Origin of the sequence: Streptomyces sp. NPDC048106, from assembly GCF_040706415.1 — a bacterium.
Taxonomy (GTDB): domain Bacteria; phylum Actinomycetota; class Actinomycetes; order Streptomycetales; family Streptomycetaceae; genus Streptomyces.
This window is the reverse complement of sequence record NZ_JBEZND010000040.1, coordinates 44,971-59,397: the sequence shown is the minus strand read 5'-3', so window position 1 is coordinate 59,397 and position 14,427 is coordinate 44,971. Positions and strand designations below refer to the sequence as shown.

General features: G+C 74.5%; 10 protein-coding genes. 1 reads left to right on the top strand and 9 read right to left on the bottom strand.

What is annotated here, in order from left to right; all coding sequences use genetic code 11:
* Positions 1–19 precede the first annotated feature (19 nt).
* The 9 genes from AB0927_RS31560 to AB0927_RS31520 form a co-directional block, all read right to left on the bottom strand.
* On the bottom strand, positions 20–3,004 hold the full coding sequence (locus AB0927_RS31560; protein WP_366671196.1) for a hypothetical protein: 2,985 nt from the start codon (positions 3,002–3,004) through the stop codon (positions 20–22).
* Positions 3,005–3,008: 4 nt separating this feature from the next.
* Positions 3,009–3,167: a DUF6760 family protein gene (locus AB0927_RS31555; RefSeq protein WP_164932503.1), complete on the bottom strand. Its 159-nt coding sequence runs from the start codon at positions 3,165–3,167 to the stop codon at positions 3,009–3,011.
* On the bottom strand, positions 3,164–3,661 hold the full coding sequence (locus AB0927_RS31550) for a hypothetical protein (RefSeq protein ID WP_366671195.1): 498 nt from the start codon (positions 3,659–3,661) through the stop codon (positions 3,164–3,166). Before AB0927_RS31550 ends, AB0927_RS31555 begins: the two co-directional genes overlap by 4 nt.
* Positions 3,658–4,098 carry a phage tail protein gene (locus AB0927_RS31545; protein WP_037662774.1) on the bottom strand — a complete coding sequence of 147 codons (441 nt, stop codon included), beginning with the start codon at positions 4,096–4,098 and terminating at the stop codon, positions 3,658–3,660. The genes AB0927_RS31550 and AB0927_RS31545 overlap by 4 nt, the downstream gene beginning before the upstream one ends.
* 45 nt (positions 4,099–4,143) lie before the next feature.
* Positions 4,144–5,703, bottom strand: coding sequence for a phage tail sheath family protein (locus AB0927_RS31540; protein WP_366671194.1), 1,560 nt, complete (start codon positions 5,701–5,703; stop codon positions 4,144–4,146).
* A 219-nt stretch (positions 5,704–5,922) separates the two neighbouring features.
* Entirely contained in the window at positions 5,923–7,989 is a 2,067-nt protein-coding gene (locus tag AB0927_RS31535; RefSeq protein WP_366671193.1) for an ATP-binding protein, read from the bottom strand.
* Positions 7,989–8,693 (bottom strand): DUF4255 domain-containing protein, encoded by a 705-nt coding sequence (locus AB0927_RS31530; protein WP_366671192.1) that lies wholly within the window; start codon positions 8,691–8,693, stop codon positions 7,989–7,991. Before AB0927_RS31530 ends, AB0927_RS31535 begins: the two co-directional genes overlap by 1 nt.
* Positions 8,690–11,878, bottom strand: coding sequence for a hypothetical protein (locus AB0927_RS31525; protein WP_366671191.1), 3,189 nt, complete (start codon positions 11,876–11,878; stop codon positions 8,690–8,692). Before AB0927_RS31525 ends, AB0927_RS31530 begins: the two co-directional genes overlap by 4 nt.
* A 166-nt stretch (positions 11,879–12,044) precedes the next feature.
* A complete protein-coding gene (locus AB0927_RS31520; protein WP_366671190.1) occupies positions 12,045–12,716 on the bottom strand; it encodes a LuxR C-terminal-related transcriptional regulator in 672 nt (223 codons plus the stop codon).
* A gap of 225 nt (positions 12,717–12,941) precedes the next feature.
* On the opposite strand from AB0927_RS31520, the gene AB0927_RS31515 reads away from it, so the two are divergent.
* Positions 12,942–14,288: a hydrolytic protein gene (locus tag AB0927_RS31515; RefSeq protein ID WP_366671189.1), complete on the top strand. Its 1,347-nt coding sequence runs from the start codon at positions 12,942–12,944 to the stop codon at positions 14,286–14,288.
* The last annotated feature ends 139 nt before the right edge of the window (positions 14,289–14,427 follow it).

Genomic DNA, 14,427 nt, shown 5'->3' with positions numbered 1-14,427 from the left:
GCCATCCGTTCCATGTCCGCTAGCGCCGTCCGTCGTAGGGGCGTCCGGCGCGTTCCCGCCCCCGCCGCAGATCGGCCCGGAGCAACCGGGCCAGCGGGTCCAGCAGCCGCCGTGCCAGGTCCTCCAGATCGATGCCCGGGTCCGGTGGCGGGGCCGCCTGGTGGCCGGCCGTCGTGGTCGGCGCCGGGAAGGAGGGCGGGGCGGAGGCCGACCGCGGGCGGCCGCGCGCTGGGGCGTGGGCGGTCGCCGCCTTCGCGTCGCGCTGGACGACGTCGACCGGGATGGCGCCGGTGAGCACGGGAGCCGGCTCCGGCGCGCGGACGGCGCGGACCACGGGCACGGGAAGGCCGCCGGACGCGGGCGACAGCGGGGCCGGGGACGCCTGCAACGAGGGAGCCAGTGCCTCGGTCAGGGGCAGGGCGGCGTGCGGGGCGGTACCGGCCGCGGCGCGCTGGACGGGGGCGTCCGGGCGTACGACGGGGAGCTTGGGGCGGGCCGCGGGGGCCGGAGCGGGGGCGGGGGTCCTGTGCGCGCGGGGCGGCATGGGGGTGGCCGACGGGGCCGCCGAGACCGCCGGGGCCGGGTCACGACGCCAGGAGGCGGCCACGACGGGGGGCCGCTTGGCGGGAGCACCGGGGGCGTCGGACCGAGGCGGACGCGGCAGGCCCTCCGGCACACGGGTGCTGAGGGTGAGGGGGCGGGCGGAGAGGAGCGAGCGGGCGGTGGTGCCCACGGCACGCCGGGGCCCGGCGACGGCACGGGCCACGACGACCGGGCCCTGGGTCCTCGGGCCCCGTCCGCCTGAGGCCGTGCCGGCGGGCACCGCGCGCGGTACGGCACCGGGCGCGTCCGGTGCCGTGGGGCCCGGCTGTGCCACGGTCCGGGTCACCAGGGGAGCCAGGGGAGTGGCCGGGACCGGCGCGGGGCCCTCGACGGACGGTGGAACGTCCACCGAGCCGGGCGCGCCGGGGCCTGCCGAACCCAGGAGAGGCGCCGCGGACGCCGGTACCGGTCCGGTGTCCGTGCCCTGCCTCGCCACCAGGCGCTGGACGGTGGGCGGGGCAGGGCGACCACCGGCGTCGACGGCCGGTCCGCGCGGTGCGGCGGTCGGCGGCAGCGCGGGCAGGGGCGCGCCCAGACCGCCCCGGGCACGCGCTCCGGACGTGCCGGTCCGCCCGGTACGGCGGGCCGGCGCGGACCCTTCGGCGGCGGCCGGTCCGGGTCCGGCGGCCGGTACCGCTCCGGTGGCCGGACCCGGTCCGGTGACCGTCCGGTCCGCCGGGAGGGGCCCGGAGCCGCCGTCCGGCTGGTGTCGTACGACCGGCAACACCGGACCGGGCGCGGGCTCGGCGGCGGCCGGCCGGGGGGCCGTGACGGGGAGTTCCCGGCCGGTGGGGTCGGGAGCGTCCACGGCGCGCCGCACCACTGGCGGCAGCGGCTTGGAGACCGCCTGGACGTCGGCCGGGGTGGAGTCGGGGGCGGCTGTCCGGCGTTGTACGACGGGCGGAACCGGACCCGTCGCCGAGTGGGCGTCGGCCGCGGCGGCGCGGGGGGCCTCGGGGCCGTTGGGGGCGGGGGCGTCCGCCTGGGACCGCACTCCGGGCAGCAGCGGCCTGGTTGTCGGCTGGGCGGCGGGCGGGGTGGCGCCGGAGGCGTCCGCTCGGCGTTGCACGACGGGCGGTGCCGATCCGGGCGCGGGCGCGGGCGCGGGCCGGGTGTCGGCCGTGGCGGTGCGGGAGGTCTCGGGCCTGTTGTCGGCCGGGAGTTCGCGGCCGGTGGGGGCGGGGGCGTCCGCCTGGCGCTGTACGACCGGCAGCACCGGGTCGGCCGACGGCCGGGACGCCGCGGCGCGGGCGGTCTCGGTGCCGTCGGCGACAGCGGAGCCGGAGCCGTCCGTCCCGCGCTGTGCGTCGGGGAGCAGCGGCCTGGACGTCGCCCGAGGGGCGGCCGGGACGGAGCCGGAGGTGTCCGCGCGGCGCTGCACGACAGGGGGCGGCGGACCGGTGGCCGGCCGAGCGTCGGCCGCGAGGGGTTCGCCGGGGGCGGACTCGGGAGCGTCCGCCCTGCGCTGCACGACCGGCAGCTCGGCACCGCTCGTCGGCTGGACGTCGGCCGCAGCGGAACGGGACGGCCCATCGGCGGCCAACGGAGCTGCCGTGGGCGGAAGTTCACTCATCGGCGCGCCCAGTGGGGCCCTCCCGGTCGGCCGGTCGGGCACGACGGCGCGCTGGACGACACCGGCGACGGGCTCCGGTCGCAGCGCGGCGACCCGGCGCACCGGCCCGGTCGCGACCCGGCGGGCCACGGTCAACGAGGGGCCCAGCGGCCGCGGTCGTACGCCTCCTGCCCCGGCTGGTTCAACTACCGAGCGTCGGGGCGCGGTTGTGGAGCGGGAGGCGGTCGGCACCACGGCGAGGCGCCGTACCACCGGGAGTGCCAGACCGGTCACCTGCCCCGCACCGTCGGCCACGGCGCGCCCCGCGCCAGCCGAAGTCGCCTGCACGCTCGGCGTGTTGGCTCGCCGTACCTCGCCGCTGCCACGGCCGCCGGCCCGCGCCGACCGCTGGACCGGCGGTCCCCCGGAACCGGACGCCGGACCGGCACCCTCGCCGTCCCCCGCCTCCTCGGTACCGGGCTCCGGCAGGGACCGCAACAGCAGCGGCCCCCCACCACCACCCGACTCCGATCTCTGGACGGCGGGACGCGTCACGCCATGCACCAGACCCACCGGCGCCGAGGGCAGCAGCCCGTGGCCGAGGCCGGTGTCGAAGCTGGGGTCCTGCCAGGAGGCGAGCCCGGAGCGGAAGGTCAGGCCGTCGCTGACGCCGAGCGGCGCGCGGGCGACGGTCAGCGGCGGCGGCGGGACCCGGCGCCAGCCACCGTCCCAGTCGCCGGGCACGGACGACGCCCGTGCCTGCTCGGCTCCTGAAGGAGCCGACGGAGCCGCCGCAGGCGTGTCCGCGGGCGCGGACCGGCGGCGGCGTACCCCCTCCCACCACCCCATGACCTCAACCACCCTCGTTCATACGGGCGTTGATGCGAGCGATCTCGCCCACCCACTGCCGGCGCTCCGCATGGGTGAGGTCCAGGATCTCCTCGCGCTGCCAGTGGAAGTGATAGGCGATGTACGCGACTTCCTCCCGGAGCCGGGGAAGCGCGTACGTCACGATTCCCCCAGGCGCCCACCCGAGAGGTCGACCTCGAAGGCGCCCTCGCAGTGCGGGCAGGTAACCGCCGCGCGGGTGTGACCCTCGCTGTTGACCCGGCGGTAGAAGTCCTGGAGGAAGGCGACGTCGGTGGCGTACATCCGTTCCACGACGCCCGCGTGCACATCGGTGATGGTGCCGAGCCGGGTGATCACCTGGCTCAGCAGCACCACACTGAGGTACGCGGGGTTCTCCTTGACCCGCAGATCGATCTGCGGCCGCAGCTCGTCGCGGGCCGTGGCGAGCCGCATGGACCCGCTGCGGTGCAGCGTGCCCGACTCGTCCACGTACCCGCGCGGCAGCTCGAACTCGAACTCGGTACGCAGCCCGTGGTCGCGGACGGCCGCGGGGCCGGACGGTGGCGCCGGGGCCTGCGACTGCTCGGGGGCCTGGGCGGGCGCCGTCGCGTCGAGGATCTCCTCCAGACTGCCCGCCGTCACCGTACGGCGCCTCATTCGACGACGATCTCCTCGAACACGATGGTGACGGTCTCGGTCGCCGCGGCGGACTCGCCCGCCTTCAGCGAGGGACCCTCCCAGCGGGAGGCCCAGCCCTGCATCAGCTGGATCCGGCGGACCGTCTCGCCCTTGGAGTCCTTGATCTCGATGGTCAGGTTCTGCCGGGCGGTGTCGACGGCACCGTTGTTCAGGGTCTCCTTGATCCACTTGGTGAACTCGCTGCTCTTGTCGAGTCCCCGGGTGATCGTGATCTCACCCGCCTGCCGGGCGCCCGGCTGCTTGCGGATGATCTGCTTGCCCTCCGAGGTGACCTGCCGTACCTCGACCACCTCTTCCTCGACGGTCAGGCCGCTGATCTCCTGGATGGACTCCACCATGTAGCCGCCGAGTTGCACGCCGAACACATGGGTGGAAAGAGCATCGCCCTCTGCCATGACTGTTTCGTCACCTTTCCTTGACCGACCCGCGGGTCACTGGTCTCACTCGTCGATGAGGCTGGTGCTGTCGGAGAACTGGGCCAGCCGGAAGACCACGAACTCGGCGGGCTTGACCGGTGCGACACCGATCTCGCACACGACCCGGCCCTGGTCGATGGACTCCTGCGGGTTGTTGTCGCGGTCGCACTTGACGTAGAACGCCTCCTCGGCGGTACGCCCGAACAGCGCGCCCCGCCGCCACTCCTCGCTGAGGAACGCGGTGACGTTGCGCCGGATGCTCGACCACAGCCGGTCGTCGTTCGGCTCGAAGACCACCCACTGGGTGCCCAACAGGATGGACTCTTCGAGGTAGTTGAAGAGCCGGCGCACGTTCAGGTAGCGCCAGGCCGGGTCGGAGGACAGGGTGCGGGCACCCCAGATCCGGATGCCCCGGCCGGCGAAGGCCCGCACGCAGTTCACGCCGATCGGGTTCAGCAGGTCCTGCTCGCCCTTGCTGAGCCGCAGTTCCAGGTCCACCGCGCCGCGGATCACCTCGTTGGCGGGCGCCTTGTGCACCCCGCGCTCGGCGTCGCTGCGCGCCCACACGCCAGCGACGTGACCGCTCGGCGGGACCGTGGTGTTGCGGCCGGCCGCCGGGTCGAAGACCCGCACCCAGGGGTAGTAGAGGGTGGCGTACCGGGAGTCGTAACCGGCCTCGTCGTTACGCCAGGTGCGCACCTGCTGGGCGGTGAGGCCCGGCGGGGTGTCCAGGACGGCCACCCGGTCGCCCATCTGCTCGCAGTGCGAGATCACCGCGAGCTGGACGGTGCGCACGCCCTCGGCATCGATGTCACCGCGCTGGTAGGCGCCCATCAGGTCGGGGACCGCCACCATGGTGATCTCGTCGATGGCCTCCAGTCCGCCGAACCCGGTGCGGGCGGCGGAGTCGCCGACGTACTCGGCGGGGTCGAGCCGGACCACCTCGCCGGACGCGGGCACCGCGGGGGTGCCCGGGGCGTCGGGCAGGGCCACCGTCTGGGCGGCCGGCCGCGCCTGGGCGGCGTCGCGCTGCTCGGTGACCTCGATCAGCTTGGAGGCCCGGACCTGGTTGACCACGTAGCCCTTGACGTTCTTGCGGGTGGAGACGTCGTAGTTCTCCACCACCTGCTCGCCCTGGCGGACCAGCAGCCGGAAGCGGTCCTCGGGGCTGTTGTCGCCCTCCGGGTCGGCGATCTCCACCGACACCCCGGAGACGCCGGGCCTGGCCGCGACCAGGAACCCGCCGAGCGCCACCGGCTCGGGCGCCTGGCCCTGCCGGGGCACCGTCCCGCCGGCCGCCGGCGCGGCGGAGTCCCGGCCGGAGCCGCCGATGCGGACCACGTAGGCGGCACCGCCGCCGTTGGCGAAGTAGCCGTACACGGCGTGCGCGAGATAGGTGCCCTCGGTGAAACCGCCGAACGACTGGGTGTACTGGTCCCAGTTGGTCACGAGGGTGGGCTCGTGGAAGGGTCCGGTCTGGGCGAAGCCGACGAACGCGGCGACGGCGGTGCCGACCCCTTCGATCGGCCGCGCACCGGACTGCACCTCCTCCACGTACACGCCCGGGGTGAGGTACGTCGGCATGCTCGCTCCTTCATGTGCCATCGATGTCACCTGCGTCGACGTCGAGTCTCCGAGGCGGGCGCGGCGTGGCGACAGGGGCGCACGGACCTGCGCGAGGGCAACCACGCTGCCTTTCCGGGCGCCCGCACCCAGCACCGCCTTCCCTTTCGGGCAACGCGACCGGCGAGGAGGCCCCGAGGAGGCTCCGCGGCGGGTAAAAGCCGCTGGACAGCGGGTGGTTCAGGAGTCGGCGAGCATGTCCCGTGTCCACGGCCCGAACTCGCTTTCCAGCACCAGCCGGCCGAGCTTGCGGTACTCCTGTGCGATCGCCGTCATCAACTGCCGCATGGTCAGCGGCAGTCCGGACTCGGCCGCCAGATACGCGGCTGTCACCGCGCACGCCCGGATCGAGCCGCCGGCCAGTTCGAAACGGTCCGCGCAGAAGCCGAGGTCGAGGTCGTCGGCGCGCGGCAGCCGCCCGCCCAGACACCGCTCCCACAACGCGAGCCGCCCGCCCGCGTCCGGCACCGGGAAGTCCGCGATCACATCGAGCCGACGGGTGAACGCCTCGTCCAGGTTGGCCCGCAGATTGGTGGTGAGCACGGCGATGCCGTCGAAGGACTCCATGCGCTGGAGCAGATACGCCGACTCGATGTTGGCGTGCCGGTCGTGCGCGTCCTTGACCTGCGAGCGCTTCCCGAAGATCGCGTCGGCCTCGTCGAACAGCAGCACCGCGTTGACCGCGGACGCCTCGGTGAAGATCCGCTCCAGGTTCTTCTCGGTCTCGCCGACGTACTTGTCGACCACCGTGGACAGGTCGACCACGTACAGGTCCATGCCCAGGTCGGCCGCGACCACCTCGGCGGACATGGTCTTGCCGGTGCCCGACTCCCCGGCGAACAACGCGATCACGCCCCGCCCGCGGCCGCCGCCCGGCCGCATCCGCCACTGCCCGAGCACCTGTTCGCGATGCCGGGCGCGCACCGACAGCTCCCGCAGCCTGCGGTGGGTCGGCGCGGGCAGCACCAGGTCGTCCCAGCCGACCGCCGGTTCCACCCGGCGGGCCAGCCGCGCGAGCCCCGCGCCGTTCTGCGCCCGTACGGCGGCCCGCAGATCGTCGGGACGCACCGCGCGGCCGGCCAGCGCGGCCGTGCGCACCGCCGTACCGGCGGCCCGGCGCAGTTGCCCGCCGTCCAGCCGGTGCGCGGCGACCGCCGAGGCGAGCGGCTCCGCGTCGGCCGGGGCGATGGCGTCGGCGCCGGCCTGTTCGAGCGCGTGCCGCCAGCGCGCGGCCTGGCGCCCGGGGGAGGCCGGGGCCACCGGGAGCACCACCGGGGTGTCGGCGGCCCAGGCCGGCTCCCAGCCGTCCGTGCCGTACGTGAACAGCGGGATGCCGTGCAGGGCGGCGCACAAGTCCCGCGTGACGCGGTCACGTTGGTGGGGCTCCGCGGGCAGCGCCTCCAGCGGGCCGAGGACGACGCCCGCACCGGACAGCCGGGCCTCCAGGGCCGCCACCCGGGCGAGCGCGGGCACCTCGGCGGAGCGCCGGGCGAGCGCCGCCGCGTCGAGGACCAGGGCACGGAGCCCGGCCGCGCGCAGGGCCGCCACCGCGAGGCCGGGCGCGTCCCCGCCGCGGTCCAGCAGATGCACCAGTCCGGAGCCGGACCGGGCCGCCGCGGCCGCCCGGTCCACCTCGGCGGTCTCGGCCGTCGGGTCGGCGACTGCCTCGCCGAGCAGCCCGGCGAGCCGCGCGTCCGGTTCCGTGCCGCCCAGCAGCCGCGCGCTCACCCGGTCCGGGACCGCCAGCACCCGCGACAGCGGCGGCCGCTCCGGTTCGGTGACCTCCACCAGGCCGCCCGCGACCAGCGGCGCCCCCGGGGAGAGCCGGAAGCGGGCCGCCGACGCGGCCGGCAGTCCGCACAGTTCCAGGGCCAGCGCGACCGTCGGCCTGCGGCGCGTCAGGTCGTCGTTGAGATAGCCGTACAGCCGCTCGAAGCGGGGGTCGAGGTCCGGTGCCAGGGCGACCAGCAGCAGATCCGTGTCCAGCGACGAGAGCCCGAACCTCGCCACCAGCAGACCCAGTTCGGACGTCGGTGGCAGCGGCGGCGGCTCTTGGTCGGGCAGTTCGAGGCCGCCCCGCCCGTCCAGGATCCGCTCCACCGCCTCCGGGGTCAGATACTGGCCCCGGTACGGGTCGTCGGGATCCGGGTCGACGGCGCGCCGTGCGGCCACCGCGTACCGCACCCGCTCCTCGACCAGCCGCAGCCGCGCCCACAGGACGTCCACCTCGGCCTCGGTGGCGTACATCAGGGCTGCCGCCTCCCTCTGCGACGCCGGGCCGGGACCGCGGGCCGCTCGCGCGGGCCGGCGAAGCCCTCCGCGCCGGCGTCGCCCGCCTCCTCGTACCGCAGCCGCCGGCCCGGCGCGGGTTCCTCGTCGGACCGCAGCCCGCCGGCGCGCACCACGAGCCCCTCGGTCACCGGCGGTCCGACCGGCCGCGCCGCCCCGGCGAGCGGCGCCCGCACCCGCACCGCGAGCGACGGCTTCAGCTCGCCGTCCAGCGCCGACCAGACGTCGGAGGCGGGCGGCGCGTCGGGCCCGGACCCGGCGATCTCCAGCGAGACGGTCAGCCCGAGTTCGGCGAGCGAGCCGGTGAGCAACTGCTCCGACAGCGCGTCCGTGCTCACCAGCATGCCCAACACCTGGGAAAGCAACCGGTGTTCGTCCTGCGGGCGGCTCGCCCACGCCGTGACGAGATACGTCAGCTCGAACCAGCGGGGCGGGTCGCGCCGGGCCGTCACGAACCCCTCGGCGTCGTGCACCTCACCGGTGCCGCTGCCGCGCCGGGTGGCGTCCTCCTGGATGTGGTACAGGAACACGCACACCGTGGGCGCGTTGCGGCGGGCCGCCCACTCGCGGGTCGGCGCGTCGAAGACCACCTCGACCCCGGACGCCTCGAGACCGGACCCGGCGAGCAGCGCGCGCAGCGCCTCGTCGACCTCGTGGATCACCGGCGGGTCACCTCGTCGGGCGGCTGCACACTGCCCGTCACCACCAGGAAGTCCGTGTGCACCGCGGAGAAGCCGGGCCCCCGCGCGGTGATGGTGCGCGGTCCCGTCTGGTCCTTGGCGAGGATGAGCAACTGGCCGATGAAGGTGCCGTCCGGCTTGGGCACGGTCGGCGCGGCGGCCGCGGTGATCCCCGGATCCCAGGTGAACCGCACCGGCACGCCCGGCGGGAAGTCCTTGCCGCGCACCGAGGTGACGAAGCCGGGCTTGCCGATGGGCGGCACCGCGATGATCTTCGGCTGGAGGATCCGCAGGGTCGTGGCGGCCTTGTTGTCCTTGAGGTCCGCGTCCGTGCCGGTGGTGGTCAGCACGCCGGTGGCCCGGCCGGTCAGCGCGTGGTCGGGGGTGAGCACCGCCCGCACGACGGTGCTCTGACCGGGCGTCAGGTCAGGCAGCGCGCACAGCCACGAGCTGTCGCAGCCCGGCGGCGGTCCGGCGTCCGGAACCCCGGCGGGCAGCGAGATGCGCAGCCGCAGCCCGGTGGCCAGCGCGTTGCGGCCGTTGCGCACCGTGTACGTCACCACGACCCGGCCGCCGACGTAGCCCGGGTCGGGCTGGGCGGTCACCTGGACCCCGGGACCGGCCTTCGGCGCGGGCGCCGGTGGCGGCGGAGGCGGCGGGGTGGGCGTCGGAGTCGGTGTGGGCGCCGGCGGGGCGGCCGGGCGCACCGGCACCACGGTCCGGGCGGAGTTGTCCCCGGGCAGCGGGTCGATCACGCTGCCGGTGACCGACCAGTCGACCGGCTGCTCGCCGGTCACGTTCCCGGTGACCGTCACCGTGACCGGAACCGTCGTACCGGGCGGCACCACCCCGAGGTCGCACTGGAGCGTGGCCGCGTCACACGTGTGGCCGGGATAGGTGACCTTGGTGACGCTCACCCTGGCCGGCGGCGCGACGGTCAGCCGGGTGCCGGGCGAGGCGGCCGGGCCGTTGTTCACGACGTCGACCCGCAGGTCCGTGGAGCTGCCGACGGTCACCGGGGCCGACGCGGCCGGGGCGTGCACCGCGAGGTCCACCGACTGCTCGACGCTGGGCTCCTTCTGACGGCCCGGGAGCTGCGCGGTGAGGGAGGAGACCCGGCCGGTCGCCACGGTCAACACATAGAGGTGCTCGGGGCAGTTGACCGGTGCGTCGTCCCGCGCGCTGAACACGATCGCGGAGCCGTCTGCGGTCCAGGCCGCGTCGCGCGGCTGGTGCGGTCCGGTGAGCGTGCTGTCGGGCAGTTGCTGACGGCAGGCGTCCGCGGTGCCCCGCGCCGCCTCGGGCAGCAGCACCTGGCAGCTTGCGCCGGACACGGAGGTCAGCACCAGGCCGGTGTGCTCCTCGCCGGGGTCGCCGCCGTGCTTGCGGTTGAAGGCGATCGAGCGGCCGTCGGGTGAGAAGGCGGGGCTGTCGTCGATGACCGAGCAGTTCCCGGGGCAGTTCGACGTGCTGAGGTCCCTCTGCCGGCTCAGGTTGCCGACCGGCACGGTCCAGATGTGCTTGTTGCCGCCGTGGTCGTCGATCACCTCGTTACGGGTGAAGGCGAGCAGGGTGCCGTCCGGGGACCAGGTGGGCTGGGCGTCGCCGCCGCTCTGCTGCCCGGCCGGCGGGACCACCTCGTGCACGATCGCGCCCGTGGTGGCGTCGGCGATCAGGATGCGTCCGGGACCGGCGGTGGCGCCGGTGCTGGTCGGCGAAGTCCGCGTGAACGCCAGGTACTTGCCGTCCGGCGAGAACGTCGGATCGGTGTCCCAGTCGTTCGGCCCCCGTCCGGCCAGCGGCATCGTCGCCGGGTGGGAGCCGTCTGCGTCCGTCGTCCAGATCTGCTCGATCCGCCCCTGTCCGCCGTCCTGGAACCGGGTCACGACGAGCCGCCGGCCGTCGGGGGTGTAGTTCTGCCGCTCCGTCCACGGGTCGTAGCCGGGCGCCGGCTCGAACAGCGGGTCCTTGCTCGGATCGGTGTTGGTGTCGGCCGCCGGGTCCTCCTGCAGCACGGGTACCCCGAGATCCCGGGGGTCGGAGCCGTCCATCCGCACGTCTTGCAGCGTCGCCACCCGCTGGTCGGGCGTCTCCGCCGGGCCCTTCACCTGCGGTGCGGGCGACGAGAGCCGTTCCACCACCGGGTACCCGCCGGTCAGCGGGCCGACCCAGGTCACCGAGGAGACGTCGCGGTTCTCGCTGAGCACCAGGCCGGGCTCCTGGTCCATGCGCACCGGGACCCGGTACACGTGGTCCCAGTCGCCCTTGCAGGAGCAGGTGCGGTCCGGGCTGAGGAACAGCGCCTGGTTCCCGTCGGGCAGCCAGGCTGCCCCATGGGTCCTCCACTGTGCCCATGAGCCCCCGAGCAGCGGCTGGTCACCGTCCGGGCCGCCGGTCTCCCGCAGCCGGGGTCCGCTCCCCGAGTCGGCGGTGTAGGTGTACGCCAGGAGGCCCCGGTGCGCGGCGTCGTTCACCGGATTGAACACCGGCTCCGTCGCCTTGCCGCCGAGTTGTCCGGTGACCGCGGTCGGGTAGCCCTTGGCCAGGGGGCGCGCATAGATCTGCGCTCCGGCGCCCGAGTCCGGGTTCGCGCTGTAGGCCAGCCGCTCCCCGTCCGCCGACACGGTCGGGCTCTGCTCGTCGTACGGCGTGTCGGTCAGCCGCTTCATGCCGGTGCCGTTGGTGTGCACCAGCCACAGGTCGCGCTGCTTCTTGCCGCCCGGGCCGCCCGGCTCCGCCGAGTCGAACACCACCGACGCGCCGTCCGGCGTCAGCCGGGGATGCGCCGCGTCCCGCCCGCTGGTCAGTTTGCGCACCGAACCGTCCGCCGCCCGCAGATAGATCTGCGGATGCCGGTCGTCGCGGCGGCTCGCGAACACGACCGTGCTCCCGAGCGACGTCGCCTGGACGTCGTAGTGCGCCGGGCCCGTGCCGAACAGCGGATCGCTGGACGTGGTGGTCGTGGCCTGGACCCGGCCCAGGCTGCGGTGTCCGGTACCCGCGTACGCCACCCGGGCGGGCGCGGTCTGGGCGGCCGTCGTCCGGACGGGGGCCGCGCCGCTCGGTTCCGAGGCCGCGGTCACCGCGAGCAGCGGGACCAGCAACAGCGACGAGGCGCCGAATCTCCCCAGCCGGCGCTGCCCGCCGGGGCCAGCGGTGCCGTTCACGGTCCACCTCGCAGTCTCGGTACACATGGGTGCGCCCCGCCACTGTGCGCCACGGGCGTGGGCAGCGGCAGGGCGGCGGGGACTCTCCCGGGGGAAGGCCGACTTGCGCTTTCGGGCAGCCTCCGGGTGCCCGGACAGCCGTCGGCCCAGCCTCTTCGAGTCGTCCTCAGATCAGGCCGTTGCGCAGCGCGTACCCCACCGCGTGGGCCCGGTTGCGCAGTTGGAGGCGCGTGGTCACCTCGTGCAGCACGTTCTTCACGGTCCGCTCGGAGTACGACGTCTTCTCCGCGATCTCCGCCGTGTCGAGCCCCTCCGACACCAGGCGCAGCATGTCCGCCTCGCGCGCGGTCAGTGTGGACAGGGACAGACCGCGCGGATCCAGCGCCGAGCGCTGCAGACTTCCGACGTGGGTGAGCAGCTTGCCGAGCAGGTCGCCGGGCAGCACGCCCTCGCCCTTGGCCAGCGCCAGCACCAGGTGCAGCAGCCGGTCCTGGTCCGCCTCGGAGCGCCGCAGCACCGCGCCCACCCCGCACTCGATCACGCGTTGCAGCGCCGCCGACTCGAAGGTGCCCACCACCAGCCCGATGCGGGTGGCGGTGTTGCGCTGGAGCCGTTGCAGCAGGGCCGTCACCTCGTCGTCCACGGTGTCGACGACCACGAGCGAGATCTGCGCTCCGTCCGTGTCGCCGTCCGGCAGTAGTTCCAACTCGGGCCGCTGACGCAGCTGTTGCACGATGCCGATCTGCAGGACGAGATCCTGGGCATAGACGGCCACGGTCACCCGGTCCGGGCGACCGACGGAGGCGGGCAGGGTCCCGCCGGGCATCTGGACGATCATGAGCGTACTTTCTTTCGCAAGGCCGGACATGGTGGCGTTCTTCAGGACGCGCCCCGGGCGACGGCGGTGGCGCCGGGGGCGGTGGAATGGAGCACATGACGCCTCGCTGCGTCAGCACCCTTATTGTTCAGGGGAGTTGACCTTGGCCGCTGCGGGCATGCCGACTGCCCGGATGTTGCCCCCGCATCTCTCGTGGTACGTCGGGCAGGGCCCTACCGTCGTGGCGTGACGCCATCTGCAGCCTCTTCCGGACCCGGCGCCCCCGGCATCGACATCCCGGCCGTGACGGTGACCCCGGGCGGCACCGCCACCACCAGCCTGACCGTGCGCAACGACAGCGACATCGTCGAGGCGTACACGCTGGAGGTGGTGGGCGACTGTGCGCCCTGGGCGACCGTGGAACCCGCGCGTATCTCGCTCTACCCCGGCACCTCCGAGACGGTGACCATCACCCTGGCCCCACCGCGCTCGCCCGAGGTCCGGGCCGGCGATGTGCCGCTGGGGATCCGGGTGTTGCCGGCCGAGCACCCCGAGTCGGTCACCGTGCCCGAGACCACGGTGCACGTCGAGGAGTTCCACGAGCTGCGCACCGAGATCCTCCCGCGCCGCCGGCGCGGCTGGCTGCGCGGCCGCTACCGGGTGGCGGTGCGCAACGAGGGGAACACCCCGACGCGGGCCACCTTCCGGCCCGAACAGGCCGGTGAGGAGCTGCGGTTCGGGTTCAACCCGGCCGGCCTGGAGCTGGAGCCCGGCGAGTCGGCGGAGACCCGGCTGCGGGTGCGCATCGGCAAGCCGGTGTGGTTCGGCAAGCCCGCCGTCTGGCCGTTCACCGTGCACACCACCGACGGCGCGGCGGAGGAGCAGGCGGAGGCGAGCAGCCAGCCCGCGGCGTTCGTCCGGCCGCCGCTGGAGGCCGAGTTCGTCCAGATCCCCATCTTCCCGAAGTGGCTGCTGGCGCTGCTCGCGGCCATTCTCGCGCTGCTGCTCGCCTGGTTCGCGCTCGTGCGTCCGACGGTGCGCAGCGCGGCCCGGCAGGCCGCCGACGAGGTGGTCCAGCAGCGGCCCACGCCCGGTGGCGACAAGGCCGGACAGTCGCCGGGCACCGGCACCGGAACCGGCGGCGGCACGGGCAAGGAGCAGGGCGGCACCGGCCCGGGCGTGCCCTCGGGCACCAGCCCCGGAGGCACCGGCCCCGGCACCTCGGTGGGCGGCGGCGAGCAGAGTTCGAACACCATCGACGTGGAGACGTCCGGCGGGCAGGACAAGACCGGCAGCTACACGGTGCCGCAGGGCAAGGTGTTCCGCGTCACGGACATCGTGGTCGCCAACTTCCAGGGCGACGAGGGGGTCATGACCATCACCTTCGGCGATCGGAAGATCACCACGATCGCGCTGGAGACCTTCCGCAACCAGGACTACCACTGGGTCACCCCCATCGAGATCCCCGCAAACGCCACCGTCACCGCGAAAGTCACCTGTGCGAAGCCGGGCACTCCGGCCACGGGCCGGCAGGCACAGCAGTGCCATGAGGTCCTGAACGTGAGCGGTGTGCTCGCAGACGTCGCCCAATGAGGTGGCTTTTCTGAAAATAGTTCGCCTGGTGTGGCCTATGAGGGAAGGGGCGACTTTCACTCCGTCCGAAAACCGATACCGGGCCGCACCGCGCGGGAAATGTGCAGGTCAGTGTGGATGACCTGGGAATCCAAGGCCT